This is a genomic window from Streptoalloteichus hindustanus, assembly GCF_900129375.1.
Taxonomy (GTDB): Bacteria; Actinomycetota; Actinomycetes; order Mycobacteriales; family Pseudonocardiaceae; genus Streptoalloteichus; species Streptoalloteichus hindustanus.
The window spans coordinates 32,619-48,448 of the sequence record NZ_FQVN01000001.1 but is presented as its reverse complement, the minus strand read 5'-3'; the positions used below and the strand labels follow the sequence as shown (position 1 = coordinate 48,448).

Sequence of the window (15,830 nt, the reverse complement as noted above, 5' to 3'; positions counted from 1 at the left end):
TCTCGCAGTCGTCTCCCAGTCGTCTCGCAGGAGGTCCCGCAACCCATGGCGCGCCTGTTCGGCACCGACGGAGTCCGTGGCCTTGCCAACGCCGACCTGACCCCGGAACTCGCGCTCGCGGTGGCGGCCGCGGCCGCGAGGGTGCTGGGCGAACGCGACCGGTCACACCGGCCGGTGGCGGTGGTCGGGCGTGATCCCCGGGTCAGCGGCGAGATGCTGGAGGCCGCGGTCACCGCGGGCTTGGCCGCCGCCGGCGCCGACGTGCTGCGGGTGGGCGTGCTGCCCACGCCGGCCGTGGCCTTCCTGGTCGGCCAGCTCGACGCCGACCTCGGCGTGATGATCTCCGCCTCGCACAACCCGATGCCGGACAACGGGATCAAGCTCTTCGCCGCGGGCGGCCACAAGCTGCCCGACGCGGTCGAGGACGAGATCGCCGCGCGGCTCGCCGACACCACCGCCCGGCCGACCGGGGCCGGTATCGGCCGGGTGCGGGACGTCGCCGACGCCACCCGGCGGTACGTCGACCACCTGCTGGTCTCCGTCCCGCAGCCGCTCACCGGCCTGCGCGTGGTCGTGGACTGCGCGAACGGCGCCGCCTCGACCGCGGCCCCCGAGGCGTACCGGCGGGCGGGCGCCGAGGTGGTCGCGCTGCACGCGACCCCGGACGGCGTGAACATCAACGACGGGTGCGGGTCGACCCACCTCGACGAGCTCCGCGCGGCCGTGGTCGCGCACGGGGCCGACCTGGGCATCGCCCACGACGGCGACGCCGACCGCTGCCTCGCCGTGGACGCGGCCGGGGACCCGGTGGACGGCGACCAGATCATGGCCGTGCTCGCCCTGGCCATGAAGGAGTCCGGTGAGCTGGCCGGGGACACCCTGGTCGCGACCGTGATGAGCAACCTGGGGCTGCACCTGGCCATGCGGGCGCACGGCGTCGCGCTGCGCACCACGGCCGTGGGCGACCGGTACGTGCTGGAGGAGCTGCGCTCGGGCGGGTTCACGCTCGGCGGCGAGCAGTCCGGCCACGTCGTGCTGCCGGCGCACGCCACCACCGGGGACGGCCTGCTCACCGCGATGCGGCTGATGGCCAGGATGGCCTCGACCGGCCGGTCGCTGGCCGAGCTGGCCGCCGTGATGCGGCGGCTGCCGCAGGTGCTGGTGAACGTGCCCGTCACGGACAAGGCGGCGGTGGTCACCGCGCCGTCCGTGGCCGAGGCGGTCGCCGCGGTCGAGGCGGAGCTGGCCGGTCAGGGCCGGGTGCTGCTGCGCCCGTCCGGGACCGAGCAGCTGGTGCGGGTCATGGTCGAGGCGCCGAGCCAGGACGCCGCCGAGGCCGTCGCCCACCGGCTCGCCGGCGTGGTCTCCTCGGTCCGTTGACCGCCACGGCCCAGGAGGTACACCCCGTGCGGCTGGCCGTCACCCCGCTGCTCTTGATGATCATCGGGTTCGTCCTGCTCGTCGTGCTGACGATCGTCCTGGTCGTCGTCCTGCGGTCCCGCCGCCCGAAGCAGCCGCCCCAGGGCTGGCAGCAGCCGGGGTACGGCCCGCAGGGGCACGGCGTGCCGCCCGGCTACGGGCCGGCCGGGTACGGCCCTCCGCCGGGCTACGGCCAGGCTCCCGGGCAGTACCCGGGGCAGCCCGCCGGGTCGCCGCAGGCGCCGCCCGGCTATCCGCCCCAGCAGCCGCCGCCCGGCCCGCAGGGACAGCAGCCGCCGGGACCGCCGCCCCAGCAGTGGGGTGGCTGAGCGCCGTCGGGCAGCGTGAGCTGACTTCCTCCTGACTCCTCCCTCGGCCCGGTGGCCTGACGACTGCTTCCTCCGCCGGGCGAGGCCGGCGGTGCCGCGCTGATCCGTCGGCTGACGCCCACGGCTGGCGCTCCGTTCGTGGTTTTCCACGTCCGTTTCCTTCGCGAAAGCGAGCAACGCCCGCGAAGCGGATTTCTCCGCGTGATCGACCTGGCACGATGGGAACCCGGGTTCGCCGTGTGACGTCGGATGCGGCGCACGGTTCGTCCCGGGCGTTCGGCGCGGCCGGGGGACCGCGTGGGCGGGAAGCATCAGGAGGGGGCCGCATGACCGCGAAGTTCGGCGTCTCATCCGCCGACCTGACCTCGGCGGCGAAGGGCTATCAGCAGCACGGCCAAGTGGTCACTGACCAGCGGGCGGCGGTCGAGGCGGCCAAGGTCGACCCGGGCAAGTTCGGCCGCGACGCGCAGTTCCGCCCGTTCGGCGCCGCGGTCGGGGAGCTGGTCGCCAAGCTGGCGGCCAACACCGCCGCCTACGGCGCGAAGGCGGGCGAGGTCGCGCAGAAGCTCAACGAGACCGCTGGCGAGTACACGCGGACCGAGCAGGGCAACGCGGCCGACCTGAAGGGGACGCACCGTGGCTGACCAGGCCAAGGCGAACGAGATCAAGGAGCTCCTGAAGAACCCGAACGTCCCCGACGTCCAGAAGAAGGAGCTCGTCAGGGCGCTCTACACCGTCGACCCGGACGCCAGGGAGGTCCAGCAGTACGGCCGCCAGCTCGGCATGGAGATGCCGGACGGCTTCGGCGTGCTCGACGCCGGGGCCGCGGTGCTGACCGCCGGGCTGACCCTCGGTCCGTCGCTGGGGAAGATGGCGAAGAGCCGGAGCGATTTCCGGCTCTCCGACGACGGGGTCAACAACGCCGTCAACAAGTCCAAGGAGTACGCCGAGGTCGGCGCCAGCATCAAGCGGCTGGAGCAGGGCGGAGACGTCGGGAACTCCAACCACCTGCTCGACGACGGCGCGCCGGGCCTGCGTTTCTTCGCGAAGTTCCTGCCCCTCTACAAGGAGGCCCTGGGGGCCATCGGGCAGGGCGGGCAGAACACGGACATCGACCTCAACCGGGATGTCTACGCGGAATACGACAAGGTCCGCGACATCGATTTCGGGGCTTTTCGCGACGCCGCGAACAAGCTGAACACCGCCGGCGGCAAGCTCGACGAGGCCAGGGTCGGGATGGCCAACGCCGCGAAGCCGCTGCAGAGCACGTGGGAGGGCGCCGGAGCCCAGGCCGCGTTCGCGCACATGGGCAAGGTCGACACGGGCGGCACGCTGGTCGCCGGTGACCTGAAGCGCGCCGCGCAGGCGGTGCAGGCCGCCAGTGGCGACGCCCAGAACAAGACCCGCGAGTTCGCCAAGCGCGTGCACGGGATGTACGACGAGCGCTGCGGCGGGATGTCCGAGGACGACATCCGCGAGACCATCAAGGTGGCCAAGGGCGACGCCACCCTCTCCTTCGGGGAGAGCCTGAAGATCACGCTCAAGAGCGGTTTCATCGGCGCGATGACCGGGCCGTTCGCGCCGCTGGTCGGCGGCGCGATCCAGCTGCACGAGGTCAGGCAGGCCATCGAGGGCAAGATCAACGAGGCCAAGCAGAAGCTCGGCCAGTTCGTGCAGGACTTCGGGAACCGGTACCGGATCTTCCGGGAGGCGTGCGGCGCGATCCAGCGCGGGATCGGGGAGACCTGGCAGAAGCTCCAGCAGGCCATCGGCGACGTGCACCCGGACGCGTTCCGGGACGCCCAGGGCGGCGACTACACGCCGGACCCGAAGGGCGACGGCAGGGGTGATGGCCGGGGCGACGGGAAGGGTGTCGTCGGCGGCGGCACCGGCACTGTCGGCGGTGGGACGGGCACCGTTGGCGGGGGCACCGGCAACGTCGGTGGTGGCACCGGCACCGGGAGCACCCCGCCGATGCCGAACATGGACGAGCTCAAGCCCAAGGACCCCAAGGCCGACGTCCCGACGGACCCCACCAAGCTCGGACCGGGGGCGGTCGACCCGCGTCGCCAGGAGAGCGTGACGATCGACGACCACGGTCGCAAGATCACCGTGAACAGCCCGGACGGCCAGGGCGACGTGAAGATCAGCGTGACCGGGCCGGACGGCAAGCCGAAGACCTACAACATCGACTTCGGCATGGCCACGCCGAAGGACGGGGCCGGCCCCGGAGCGCTCGGCCCGGACGGCAAGCCACTGATGCGGACCATGGACCTCCGGCCGGGCGACCCCGGCTTCCCCGGCCAGCCGGGGCAGCCCGGCCACCAGGGGCAGGCGGGAGCTCCCGGCCAGCCGCCCGGCTACCCGCAGGGTCCCGGCACGCCCGGCACGCCCGGCGCGTCGGTCCCGGGCGCCCCGCCGCTCCAGGTCAGCGGCGAGCAGCTCCTCCAGCCCGGCCCGGACGGCAGGGCCGTGATCCGCGACGGCGAGATGACGATCACCGCGTCGCACCCGCCCGGCGCGCCCGACCGGATCACGGTGACCGTCGACGCCGGCGACGGCTCCAAGCCGACCACCTACGACCTGGACTTCGACGAGAAGGGGCAGGCGAAGGACGGCGCGGGCACCCGCCAGGACGGCCACCAGCAGGGCGGTCAGGGTGGTCAGGGCGGCGGCCCCCGGCCGTCGACGCCGCCGGTCGCGTTCCCGCAGGGCGAGCAGCCGAGGCCGGGGCAGCAGTTCGCGCCGCAGCCCTACCCGCTCGCCCCGGACGACCCGCGCCCGCCGTTCGGCGGTCCCCGGGGCGGCGACTTCACGCACCCCATGGGGCAGGTTCCCGCCGGTCCCCGGGACGACGTCGTCCACCCGGTCGCCCCGGCGCTCAACAACCCGGCCTTCTCGGGGCAGGGCCACGGCGGCGCGCCGCCCCCCGTGATGCCGACGCCCTACGGGCCGATCGACCCGGCTCCGGGCGACCCGCAGCGCTGGAGCCCCGGCGGCCCCGGCGGCCCCGGCGGTCCCGGCGCGGCGGTGCCGCCCCCGGGTCCGGCCCCGGCGCCGCCGGCTGCCTGGCAGCCGCCCGCGCCGGCCGGCCCGACGCCGTACTACCCGGACACCGCGCCCGGCGGCCCGCCCGTGACCGCGCCGGCGTCCACCTCCCCGGCGAGCGCCGGGTTCTCCGTGCTCAACCCGTTCGGTGGTCAGGACTCCCCGGGCCATCCGTACGGGTACGGCGGAGGACAGGCGGGGCTGGCCAGCCAGGGGTACGCCGGCGCCCAGCCCGGCGGGCCGGGGTACGGCGCGCAGGGCTACGACGGTCAGGGGAATCCCGGCCAGGGCGGGTACGCCTCGGCCGGTTACGGACCCGGCGGCTACTCCGCCATGACCCCGGGGTCGTGGAGCCAGCAGGTCGGCCCCGCCGGCGTGCCGGGGTCGGAGCAGAGCGGTCTGGCCAGCACCAACGCCCCGCAGGCCAACACGGCGGGCGGCGCCGGGCTCGCCGGCATGCCCGACCAGGGCGGCCCGTCGGCCAGCGGCCCCAACGCGGGCCAGGCCGGCATGATGGGCGGCGGCATGCCGATGATGGGTGGCGGCATGGGCTCCCACGGCGGTGCCGGCGGCGACCAGCAGCGGGGCGGGAGCCAGTGGCGGACCCAGGGGCAGTTGTTCAACGACGACGAGCAGGCCGCCGTGCACCGGATGCGCGGAGTCCTCGGCGAGGAGCAGCGGTGACGGCGGCGGCGTCGTCACCGGGTCGCGTCGGCGGGACGGCTGAGGGAGAGGTGCGGTCGTGAGGGTCGATCCGGCCATCCAGCAGTTGTTCGACGAGAGCTCCGCCGACCTCCGTCGGCGGATGTCGGACCTGGGCGCCGAGCTGGAGGAGAGCAAGGAGCGGCACGCGCAGCGGACCAAGGAGATCACCGAACGGTTCGCCGCCGAGGAACGGGCGTTGCTCGACAAGTTCGAGAACGCCATGGAGAAGCCGCAAACCCCCACGGCGGCGCGGCACAGCGGTGTCGGGGAGCACCAGTTCTTCGACGACGACGAGGAGGCGGCCCGGCCGCAACCGCAGGGCGCGTCGCCGGCGTCCGCGTCGTCGGGGCCGTCGTTCTCCGTGCCGCCGCTGTCCCCGGTGGCGCCCGCCCTCCCGGCGCAGCGGCCCCGCGCGGCCCGGCCCGCGCCCGTCGACGACGACGAGGACTACTCGCAGGACAGCTGGCTCAGCTGAGCCGACACCGCGAGGTGGAACCGGGGATCAGTCCACAGTGGACGAACATTGTGGACTGATCCCCGGTTTTTCGACGTCCGGTTGTTCGTGGGGCCCGGTGACCGCCGCCCTCGTGCTCCGGCGCGCTCACCTGGCGAACGCGCCGGTCAACGCCCCTCGGCTCAGGTCGATCGAGCAGCCCCGCACGTTCTCGGTCAGGAGCGCGTCGTACCCGCGCCGGTCGGCGAGGGTGCGCAGGAAGAACGCGGTCATCAGCGCGCGGGCCAGCCGCCGGGAACCGCGCTCCGGCGCGCCGTCCAGCAGCAGGTCGCTGACGTGTCGGCCCTCGGTGAAGCCCAGGTGGGTCGCCTTGTCGACAGTCCGCAGCGAGACCGGCCCGGCCCACGCCCTGGCGATCGGCTCGGCGTGCGCGACCGGCGGGGCGAGCCGGTCGCGGCCCGCGGCCAGGTGCAGGGCGGGCATCCGGCACCGGCGGGCGGCATCCGCCGCGGAGGGCAGGGACTCCGACGGGGCCAGGGTCACCACCGCGCGCACCCGCTCGTCCTCGGCGGCGGCCAGGACCGCGCACCCTCCCCCGAACGAGTGGCCGGCCAGGCCGAGCCGCTCGGGGTCGACGCTGATCGCGCCCTCGCCCAGCCGCACGCCGGCGCAGACGTCCAACGCGGTGCTCAGGTCGGCGGCGAAGAGGCGGTGCGAGGCGAGCGGGCCGCGCTGGGTGGCCGGGGCGGCGACCACGATCCCCCACGACGCCAGGTGCCGCATCAGCTCCCGGTACCGCTGGGCGGGCTGCATCCAGCCGTGTCCGAACGCCACCGCGGGCAGGCCCAGCCCCGAACGCGGGGTGAGCACCAGCCCCGGCAGCCCCACCAGACCGAGGTCACCGTGCAGCACCTCGTGCGGTCCGGGCCGGCTGAGCTCCTCCAGCGCCTGCTTGGCTGTGCGCGCCATGTTCTCCGACGGTAGTCGATCGCACACGGTCGCACGGAGGTGACCGATCGGAGGCGCGTTCTGGCTAGTCTGTCGGCGTGTGTGGGATTGTCGGTTACGTAGGGCACAGGTCTGCGCTCGATGTCGTCCTTGAGGGACTGAGCAGGCTGGAGTACCGGGGCTACGACTCGGCCGGTGTGGCCGTGTTGGACGGCGCCGGCGGGCTGGCCGTCGAGCGCAAGGCTGGCCGGTTGGCCAACCTGGAGGCGAGGTTGGCCGAGGTCGGCAGGGACCGGTTCGCCGGGACCGCGGGGATGGGGCACACGAGGTGGGCCACGCACGGCGCGCCGACCGACCCCAACGCGCACCCGCACCGGGACGAGACCGGTCGGCTGGCGGTGATCCACAACGGGATCATCGAGAACTTCGCGCGACTGCGGGCCGAGCTCGAGGCCGCGGGCGTGGAGCTGGTCAGCCAGACCGACACCGAGACGGCGGCGCACCTGATCGGGCGCGCCTACCGGGGCCTGGACGGCGCCGACTGCGCCGGCGACCTGGTCGCCAGCGTGCGCACCGTGTGCCGTCGGCTGGAGGGCGCGTTCACCCTGGTCGTGACGCACGCCGACCACCCGGACCAGGTGGTGGCCGCCCGGCGGTCCTCGCCGCTGGTGGTGGGCGTCGGCGACGGCGAGCACTTCCTGGCCTCCGACGTGGCCGCGTTCATCGAGCACACCAGGGACGCCGTCGAGCTGGGCCAGGACCAGGTCGTCGTGATCGACCGCGCCGGCTACCGGGTCCTCGACTTCGCCGGCGAGGCGGCCGAGGCCCGGCCGTTCCGGGTGGACTGGGACCTGTCGGCCGCCGAGAAGGGCGGCCACGACTACTTCATGCTCAAGGAGATCGAGGAGCAGCCCGAGGCGCTGGCCAACACCCTGCGCGGGCACTTCCACGACGGGCGCATCGTGCTCGACGAGCAGCGCCTGGACCCGCAGGACCTGCGCGACGTCGACAAGGTCTTCGTCGTCGCCTGCGGCACCGCCTACCACTCGGGGCTGGTCGCCAAGTACGCCATCGAGCACTGGTGCCGGCTGCCGGTGGAGGTGGAGCTGGCCAGCGAGTTCCGCTACCGGGACCCGGTGCTGGACCGCGACACGCTGGTCGTGGCGATCTCCCAGTCCGGCGAGACCATGGACACCCTGGAGGCCGTGCGGCACGCCAGGGAGCAGAAGGCCAGGGTGCTGGCCATCTGCAACACCAACGGGGCGCAGATCCCCCGCGAGTCGGACGCGGTGCTCTACACCCACGCCGGGCCGGAGATCGGCGTGGCGGCCACCAAGACCTTCCTGGCCCAGATCGCGGCGAACTACCTGGTCGGCCTGGCGCTGGCCGGGGCGCGCGGCACCAAGTACCCGGACGAGGTCGCCCGCGAGTTCGCCGAGCTGGAGGCGATGCCGGCGGCCGTGCGGCGGGTGCTGTCCACCGTGGAGGACGTGCGGGAGCTGGCCCGCGGCCTCGCCGACGCGAAGGCCGTGCTGTTCCTGGGCCGGCACGTCGGCTTCCCGGTGGCGTTGGAGGGCGCGCTCAAGCTCAAGGAGCTGGCCTACATGCACGCCGAGGGCTTCGCGGCGGGCGAGCTCAAGCACGGCCCGATCGCGTTGATCGAGGAGGGCCTGCCCGTGGTGGTGGTCATGCCCTCGCCCAAGGGCCGCGCCGTGCTGCACTCCAAGCTGCTGTCCAACGTGCAGGAGATCCGCGCCCGCGGCGCCCGCACCATCGTCATCGCGGAGGAGGGCGACGAGACGGTGCGCCCGTTCGCCGACCACCTGATCGAGATACCCGCGGTGCCGACGCTGTTGCAGCCGCTGGTCGCCACCGTGCCGCTGCAGGTGTTCGCGGCGGAGGTGGCCAGGGCCAGGGGCTACGACGTGGACAAGCCCCGCAACCTGGCCAAATCGGTCACGGTCGAGTGATCCTTTCGACGAGAGATTCACACTGACAGGTGGCCTTCGCTACGTATGACGTGGCGGAGGCCACCTTTCAGCGTGAGGGGGCGCGATGACAGCCACCGGTGCCACCGAGCCACGCCGCCTTCTCGCGGCCGTGGCCAGCAACGTGTTCGGTCCCGAGGTGTGGGTGGTGACCCTGCCGCTGGCCGTGGGCTGGCGTGCGACCGGGGAGCAGATCTGGCCCACGCTGGGCTGGGCGCTGTGGATCGCCGTGTTCGCCGCCGTCATCCCGATGGTGGTCATGGTCCGCGGCGCCCGCCGGGGCCACTGGGAGGGGCGCTACGTCGACAACCGGGAGGCCCGGCTGGTGCCGTTCCTGGTGTGCATGGGCTCGGTGCTGCTCGGCTCGGTCGGGCTGTGGCTGGGACGCGCGCCGGGCGCGCTGATCGCCCTGGCAGCGGCGATGCTGGCGACCCTCGCGATCTGTCTGTACATCACGGTCGCGCGCCGGTGGAAGATCTCGCTGCACTCGGCGGTGGCCACCGGCGCGGTCGCGATCCTGACGGTCCTCTACGGGCCGTGGGCCGTGCTCACCGCGCCGCTGGCGGCGTTGTCCGCCTGGTCCCGGGTGGTGCTCGGCAAACACACGGTGGCCCAGGTGTGCGCCGGCGCGGCGGTGGCGGTCCTCGCGGGCGGCGCGTTGTTCTGGAGCGTGCAGGCGGCCCTGCCGTGAGCGGGGGCCTGCCGGCGGGCCCCGCGCGTGGCAGCCTGGGCGGCGTGATCGTGGGCATCGGCACCGACCTGGTCGGCGTGCGGCGGTTCGCCGCCGCCGTCGAGCGCAGCCCCGGCCTGGTCGAGCGGGTGTTCACGGCGGCGGAGCGGACGACGCCGGACGGCCGTCCCCGCCGCACCGCCTCGCTGGCCGCGCGCTTCGCGGCGAAGGAGGCGACGGTCAAGGCGCTGGGCGCGCCGGCCGGCTACCTGCTCACCGACTGCGAGGTCGTCTCCGGCCCGGGTGGCCGGCCAGCGCTGCGCCTGTCCGGCGCGCTCGCCGCCGCGGCCGAGGCCGGCGGGGTGTCGGCGTGGCACGTCTCGCTGACCCACGACGCCGATCTGGCCGCCGCGATCGTGGTGGCGGAGGCCCGCGCCAGGCAGGATGACCGCCCATGAGGGGCGTGTGGGCGGTCGAGCGGGTGCGGGACGCGGAGCGGCGGGTCTTCGAGCGGACCCCGGAGGCCGCGTTGATGCGGCGGGCGGCGTTCGCCGTGGCGGTGCGCTCCGCGGAGCTGCTCGCCGAGCAGACGGGCGGCACGTCCGGGCGGCGGGTGGCGTTGCTCGTGGGCGCGGGGAACAACGGCGGCGACGCGTTGTGGGCCGGCGCGTTCCTGCGCCGGCGTGGTGTGGCGGTGACGGCGGTGCTGCTCGCGCCGGACCGCGTGCACGCCGAGGGGCTCGCCGCGCTGCTACGCGCGGGTGGACGGCGCGTCGTGGCGTCCGGGGACAGCGAGGCGGCGCGGGACGCCGTCGCCGACGCGGACCTGGTGATCGACGGGATCGTCGGGCTGTCCGGACGCGGTCCGCTGCGCCCGGACGCCGAGGCGCTGGTCGACGCCGTGACCGGGCTGCTGGTGGCCGTCGACCTGCCGAGCGGGGTCGACCCGGACACCGGCGCGGTCGCCGGGCCGGCGGTCGGCGCGGACGTCACGGTGACCTTCGGCGGCCGGAAGCCGGGGCACGTGCTGGCCGAGGGCGCGGTGCTCTCGGGCGCGGTGACCGTGGCCGACATCGGCCTCGGCGAGGCGTTGGGCGAGCCCGACATCGTGCTGCTCGACCCGGCCGACATCGGCGCGCTGTGGCCGGTGCCCGGGCCGGAGGACGACAAGTACACGCAGGGCGTCGCCGGGGTGGCCGCCGGGTCGGCGACCTATCCCGGCGCGGCCGTGCTCGCCGCGGGCGCCGCGGTGCTCGCCACCTCGGGCATGGTCCGGTACGCCGGGCCGGCCGCGGACGCGGTGCGCACGCGCTGGCCGGAGATCGTGGCGACCGGGTCGATCGCGGACGCCGGCCGGGTGCAGGCGTGGGTGGTCGGCCCGGGGCTGGGCACCGGCGCCGCCGGGCGCGACGTGCTGGCGCACGTCCTGGACCAGGGCGTGCCGGTGTGCGCGGACGCCGACGCGATCAACCTGCTCGCGTCGACCCCCGAGCTGTGGGACGTCCGGGATCCGGAGACCCCGCTCGTGCTCACGCCGCACGACCGGGAGTTCGCCCGCCTGGCCGGCGAGGTGGGGACCGACCGGGTGGCGGCGGCCCGCCGCGCGGCCGAGCGGTACAACGCGGTGGTGCTGCTGAAGGGGCACACGACTGTGGTGGCCGCGCCGGACGGGCGCGTGCTCGTCAACCAGGCGCGGGGCGCGTGGCCGGCCACCGCGGGCTCCGGGGACGTGCTGTCGGGGCTGATCGGCGCGTTGCTGGCCGCGGGCATGGACCCCTGGCTGGCGGCGGGCTGCGCCGCCGGGGTGCACGAGCTCGCGGGGGACCTGGCGGCCGACGGAGCGCCGATCGGCGCGTCGGCGCTGCTGCGGGCCGTTCCGGACGCCGTGCGGAGGGTGCGCGCCGCGGCCGCCGCCTCGGCCTAGGAACGGCGCGGGCGGGAAAACGAGTGGGGCGCTCCCCCGTGGGCTGACTACGGTCGCCGCGGGGGAGGGGGAGCCCGATGTCGCAGCTCAAGCACGCCACCGCGGCCTTCGCCGAGATCGCCGAGGAGGGCACGATCCTGCGCACCCGCGTGGGGTCCGAGGTGCACGGCGTCTCGCTCACGGCCCAGGCCGACCGGGACGAGATGGGGGTGTGCGTCGAACCGCCCGACCACGTCATCGGGTTGGGGAGCTTCGAGCAGTACGTCTTCCGCACGCAGCCCGAGGGGAGCCGGTCCGGCCCGGGGGATCTCGACCTGGTCGTCTACTCGCTCCGCAAGTGGATGCGCCTGGCCCTGGAGGGCAACCCCACCGTGATCCTGCCGCTGTTCGTGGCGGACAGCGAGGTCGTGCGCATCACCCGGCTGGGCGAGGAGCTGCGGGCGCGGCCGGAGCTCGTGCTCTCGCGCGAGGTCGCGCACCGGTTCCTCGGCTACCTCAGCGCCCAGCGGCTCGGGCTCCTGGGGGAGCGGGGCGCGAGGGTCAACCGCCCGGAGCTGGTGGAGCGGCACGGCTTCGACACGAAGTTCGCGTACCACATGGTCCGGGTCGGGCTCCAGGGCGTGGAGCTGCTGGAGACGGGGCGGATCACGCTCCCGGTCGCGCGGCCATGGCGCGACCGGCTCCTCCGGCTGCGCCGGGGCGAGCTCGACCGGGAGTTCGCGCTGGAGGCGGCGGCGGAGCTGGAGGCGCGCCTCCGGGAGCTCGCCACGGCCTCCCCGCTGCCGGAGCGGCCCGACCGGGACCGCGCGAACCGGTGGTTGGTGCGGGCGTACCAGTCGGTGTGGGAGGAGAAGGGCTGGCTGTGACGGTGCCCGTCGTCTCCTGGTGAGACTCGCCGCACCCTCGGAGCTGGGCGCTCTCGGGCGGCGATGGGCGCTCCAGGCGAGAACCTGCCCAAGGGGGCAGGGTCAAGGCCGGACAGAGGTGTTCACTCTTTCGTGCGGCGAATCCACCCGTGGGTGAGGGCAGTTGTCCACAGGGCGCGGAGTTGTCCACAGCGCAGCGTGAGGCTCTTTGACGCTGGGTGATGGGCGAATAGGCTGGAGCAGGGCTCGCCCCCCAGGGCGGGTGGGGGCTGTCTCCGGGAGTCGGGGCAGGTCAGGGCGGGGGCAGCGGCCGTCGCGGGGCGGCCTTGCCCGGGTCGGGTGGTCGTGTTGTGCCACGATGGCAGGGTTATGACTGCGCAGGACGGAGCATTCCCCCGCGCCGAGGTCGTGGTCGACCTGGCCGCGGTGCGGCACAACGTCGGGCTGCTCGCCGAACGGGCGAACCGGTCCGGCGCGCGAACGATGGTCGTGGTCAAGGCCGACGGGTACGGCCACGGCGCCGTGCGGGTCGCCAGGGCGGCGGTGGCGGCCGGGGCGACCTGGATCGGCGTCTGCCATCTCGAAGAGGCGCTGGCGCTGCGCCGCGCGGGCGTCACCGCGCGCGTGCTGTCCTGGCTGCACGTCCCGGACGAGGACTTCGCGCCGGCGATCGCCGCCGACGTCGACCTGTCCGTCTCCTCCCTCCGGGCGCTCGCCGCGGTCCTGGCCGCCGCCCGGTCCGTGGGGCGTCGGGTCCGGCTGCACCTGAAGGCCGACACCGGCCTCAGCCGCAACGGTTGCCCGCCGGAGCACTGGCCGGAGCTGGTGGCCGCGGCCGCCGCCGCGCAGGCGGCCGGTGAGGCCGAGGTCGTGGCGGTCTGGTCCCACCTCGCCTCCGCCGACGAGCCCGGCGACCCCTCGGTCGACCAACAGGCCCGGCGCTTCGCCGCCGCCTACGAGACGGCGAGGGCGGCCGGGTTGCGCCCGATGCGGCACCTCGCCAACTCCGCCGCGCTGCTGACCCGGCCCGACCTGCACTTCGACCTGGTCCGCGCGGGTGTGGCCGCCTACGGCCTCAACCCGGTGCCGTGGGCCGGGGACGTCGACCTGCGCCCCGCCATGACCTTCCGCGCCCGGGTGGCGTACGTGAAGCGCGTGCCGGCCGGGGAGGCGGTGTCCTACGGCGGGACGTGGGTCGCGCCCAGGGACACCACCCTGGCCCTGGTGCCCGCCGGGTACGCCGACGGCGTGCCGCGCGCGCTCAGCGGCCGGATGGAGGTCTGGCTCGCCGGCCGGCGCCGGCCGGTGGTCGGCCGGGTCTGCATGGACCAGGTGATGGTCGACTGCGGCGACGACGTGGTGGTCGAGGGCGAGGAGGCCGTGTTGTTCGGCCCCGGCGACCGGGGCGAACCCACCGCGCAGGAGTGGGCGGACGCCGTCGGCACCATCCACTACGAGATCGTCACGGGCATGGCCCGGCCCCGGGTGGTGCGGACGACGAAGAACGACACCGCCGACACCGCCGACGCCGGCGGCAGGGCCGACACCGACGGCGGCCAGGGCAACGGGCGCCTGACGCCCAGCGGGGTCGGCTCGTGAAACCCCTCTGGCGTGCCGTCGGGCTCGCCGGTGGCGTCGCCGGCGCGGTCACCGGCCTGGTGGTCGGGGTGACCGCGCAGCGCTCCCTGGCGCGCCGCCGCGCCGACCGGGAGGCGTTGACCAGCCCGGCTCCCGACCGCGAGTACACGGTCGCCGCCGACGACGGCGTCCCGCTGTCGGTGGAGGAGGTCGACCCGGCGGACGGGGGCGAGCCGGACCTCACCGTCGTCCTGGTCCACGGCTACACGCTGGACCGGCGGTCGTGGCACTTCCAGCGGCTCGACCTGCCCGAGCTGACCCGGCCCCGGGTCCGGCTGGTGCGGTACGACCAGCGCGGGCACGGCCGGTCCGGCCCCTCGACCCGGCCGAACTGCACGCTGGACCAGCTCGGGCGCGACCTGGACGCGGTGCTGCGCACCGTCGTGCCCACCGGGCCGGTCGTGTTGGTCGGCCACTCCATGGGCGGCATGACGATCATGGCCCTGGCCGAGCAGCGCCCCGAGCTGTTCCGGGAGCGGGTGGCCGGGGTCGCCCTGCTCGGCACCTCGGCCGGCGAGATCGGCCGGCACGGCCTGCCGCGCCCGGTGCTGTCCCGGTACAACCCGGTCACGCTCGGCCTGGCCACGCTGGCCGGCTGGCAGCCGGGCCTGCTCGAACGCGCCCGCAGGGTCGGCGACCGGCTCAACTGGGGCGCGGTGCGCGCGCTGGCGTTCGGCGACCGCCAGGTCGACCCGAGGCGGGTGGACCTGGTGCACCGCATGCTCGCCGACACGTCGGTGCGGTCGATCACCGACTTCCTGCCCACCCTGGGCACGCACCACCGGTACGCGGCCCTGGCCGGGCTGCGGCAGTGCGAGGTGCTGGTGCTGGCGGGCGAGGCCGACCAGATCACCCCGGTCTCGCACTCGGAGGTGATCGCCGCCGAGCTGCCGGACGCGGAGCTGGTCCGGGTGCCGGGCGCGGGGCACATGGTCGGGTTGGAGCGGCCGGACCTGGTCCACGAGCTGCTGGCCGCGTTCCTGCGCCGTTGTGCCGATCGCGGCTTCGCCGAAGGTCGTGCGGCCGAAGGCCACGCCGTCGAAGACCACGCCGGCGAAGGCTGTGGTGACGAAGGCCGTGCTGGTGAGCACCGGGCTGACGACCAGCACCGTGCCGTCGGCCCTCGGGCGGTCGACCGCCGCGGGGACGGACATCATGCGGACGGACGCCGTGCTGACGGGCATCGCGCGGCTGGGCGCCGCGTGGGCAGGCGCGGTGGGACCGAGCGGACCGGAGGCGGCCGGCCGGACCTGGCCGGCGACGGGGACGAGTGGGTGGAGAGGCGAGCGTGACGGTGACGCGGATCGAGGACATCGCCGTCGAGCTGCCGGACGTCGCGGACACCGTGGAGTTCGGCCGACGGCTGGGCGCGGTGCTGCGCGCCGGCGACCTGGTGCTGTTGTCCGGCCCGCTGGGCGCGGGCAAGACGGCGACGGTGCGGGGCGTCGCCGCCGGCCTGGGCGTGGCCGGCCAGGTGAACTCCCCGACGTTCGTGATCGCCAGAGTGCACCGCCCGGCGCCGGGTGGGCGCGGCGTTCCGCTGGTGCACGTGGACGCATACCGGCTCAACGGCCTCGACGAGCTCGATGACCTCGACCTGGACACCGACCTGACCGACGCCGCCGTGGTGGTGGAGTGGGGCGAGGGCGTCGCGGAGCGGCTGTCCGAGGACCACCTGGTCGTCCGGTTGGAGCGCCGCCCCGACGACGTCCGGGTCGCGTCCTTCGAGCCGCACGGCGAGGAGTGGGCGCGGCGCGTCCGCGCGGCGTTCGGCGGTTGACGCCGGACCGGCGCGCGTGGTGGCGACGCGCCGGACGTCGTGCGTGGAGCGCGCCCTACCC

General features: G+C 75.0%; 13 protein-coding genes and 1 pseudogene. 13 read left to right on the top strand and 1 reads right to left on the bottom strand.

Annotation, left to right across the window (positions count from 1 at the left end; translation table 11 throughout):
* The first annotated feature begins 45 nt into the window (after positions 1-45).
* The 5 genes from glmM to BUE43_RS00195 all read left to right on the top strand — a co-directional run bounded on the left by glmM (position 46) and on the right by BUE43_RS00195 (position 5,976).
* Positions 46-1,380 carry a phosphoglucosamine mutase gene (gene glmM, locus BUE43_RS00215; RefSeq protein WP_073479301.1) on the top strand — a complete coding sequence of 445 codons (1,335 nt, stop codon included), beginning with the start codon at positions 46-48 and terminating at the stop codon, positions 1,378-1,380.
* 26 nt (positions 1,381-1,406) lie between these two features.
* Positions 1,407-1,748 (top strand): hypothetical protein, encoded by a 342-nt coding sequence (locus tag BUE43_RS00210; RefSeq protein WP_073479300.1) that lies wholly within the window; start codon positions 1,407-1,409, stop codon positions 1,746-1,748.
* A 326-nt stretch (positions 1,749-2,074) separates the two neighbouring features.
* A complete protein-coding gene (locus BUE43_RS00205) occupies positions 2,075-2,392 on the top strand; it encodes a type VII secretion target (protein WP_073479299.1) in 318 nt (105 codons plus the stop codon).
* Positions 2,385-5,480, top strand: coding sequence for a WXG100 family type VII secretion target (locus tag BUE43_RS00200; RefSeq protein ID WP_073479298.1), 3,096 nt, complete (start codon positions 2,385-2,387; stop codon positions 5,478-5,480). The genes BUE43_RS00205 and BUE43_RS00200 overlap by 8 nt, the downstream gene beginning before the upstream one ends.
* Before the next feature lie 58 nt (positions 5,481-5,538).
* Complete coding sequence (locus BUE43_RS00195) at positions 5,539-5,976, top strand: hypothetical protein (RefSeq protein WP_073479297.1); 438 nt, start codon at positions 5,539-5,541, stop codon at positions 5,974-5,976.
* Positions 5,977-6,102: 126 nt separating this feature from the next.
* Here the strand turns inward: BUE43_RS00195 and BUE43_RS00190 are convergent, their stop codons facing one another.
* Positions 6,103-6,924, bottom strand: a complete 822-nt coding sequence (locus BUE43_RS00190) for a dienelactone hydrolase family protein (RefSeq protein WP_073479296.1) — start codon at positions 6,922-6,924, stop codon at positions 6,103-6,105.
* Between the two features lie 77 nt (positions 6,925-7,001).
* Here BUE43_RS00190 and glmS point away from each other — a divergent pair, with 77 nt between their 5' ends.
* From glmS to tsaE, 8 genes and pseudogenes are all read left to right on the top strand, one after another.
* Positions 7,002-8,873 (top strand): glutamine--fructose-6-phosphate transaminase (isomerizing), encoded by a 1,872-nt coding sequence (gene glmS / locus BUE43_RS00185; RefSeq protein WP_073479295.1) that lies wholly within the window; start codon positions 7,002-7,004, stop codon positions 8,871-8,873.
* An 85-nt stretch (positions 8,874-8,958) separates the two neighbouring features.
* The gene (locus tag BUE43_RS00180; RefSeq protein ID WP_073479294.1) at positions 8,959-9,582 is read left to right on the top strand and encodes a hypothetical protein; all 624 of its coding nucleotides are present in this window, start codon (positions 8,959-8,961) and stop codon (positions 9,580-9,582) included.
* A 44-nt stretch (positions 9,583-9,626) separates the two neighbouring features.
* Positions 9,627-10,019: a holo-ACP synthase gene (locus BUE43_RS00175; protein WP_073480127.1), complete on the top strand. Its 393-nt coding sequence runs from the start codon at positions 9,627-9,629 to the stop codon at positions 10,017-10,019.
* The gene (locus BUE43_RS00170; protein ID WP_073479293.1) at positions 10,016-11,485 is read left to right on the top strand and encodes a bifunctional ADP-dependent NAD(P)H-hydrate dehydratase/NAD(P)H-hydrate epimerase; all 1,470 of its coding nucleotides are present in this window, start codon (positions 10,016-10,018) and stop codon (positions 11,483-11,485) included. The genes BUE43_RS00175 and BUE43_RS00170 overlap by 4 nt, the downstream gene beginning before the upstream one ends.
* A gap of 77 nt (positions 11,486-11,562) precedes the next feature.
* Complete coding sequence (locus BUE43_RS00165) at positions 11,563-12,351, top strand: nucleotidyltransferase domain-containing protein (RefSeq protein ID WP_073479292.1); 789 nt, start codon at positions 11,563-11,565, stop codon at positions 12,349-12,351.
* A gap of 369 nt (positions 12,352-12,720) precedes the next feature.
* The gene (gene alr / locus BUE43_RS00160) at positions 12,721-13,950 is read left to right on the top strand and encodes an alanine racemase (protein ID WP_083959196.1); all 1,230 of its coding nucleotides are present in this window, start codon (positions 12,721-12,723) and stop codon (positions 13,948-13,950) included.
* A pseudogene (locus tag BUE43_RS00155) lies at positions 13,947-14,984 on the top strand (alpha/beta fold hydrolase); the annotation flags it as partial. The gene alr and the pseudogene BUE43_RS00155, both read left to right, overlap by 4 nt.
* Positions 14,985-15,283: 299 nt before the next feature.
* A complete protein-coding gene (gene tsaE / locus BUE43_RS00150; RefSeq protein WP_407697086.1) occupies positions 15,284-15,769 on the top strand; it encodes a tRNA (adenosine(37)-N6)-threonylcarbamoyltransferase complex ATPase subunit type 1 TsaE in 486 nt (161 codons plus the stop codon).
* The last annotated feature ends 61 nt before the right edge of the window (positions 15,770-15,830 follow it).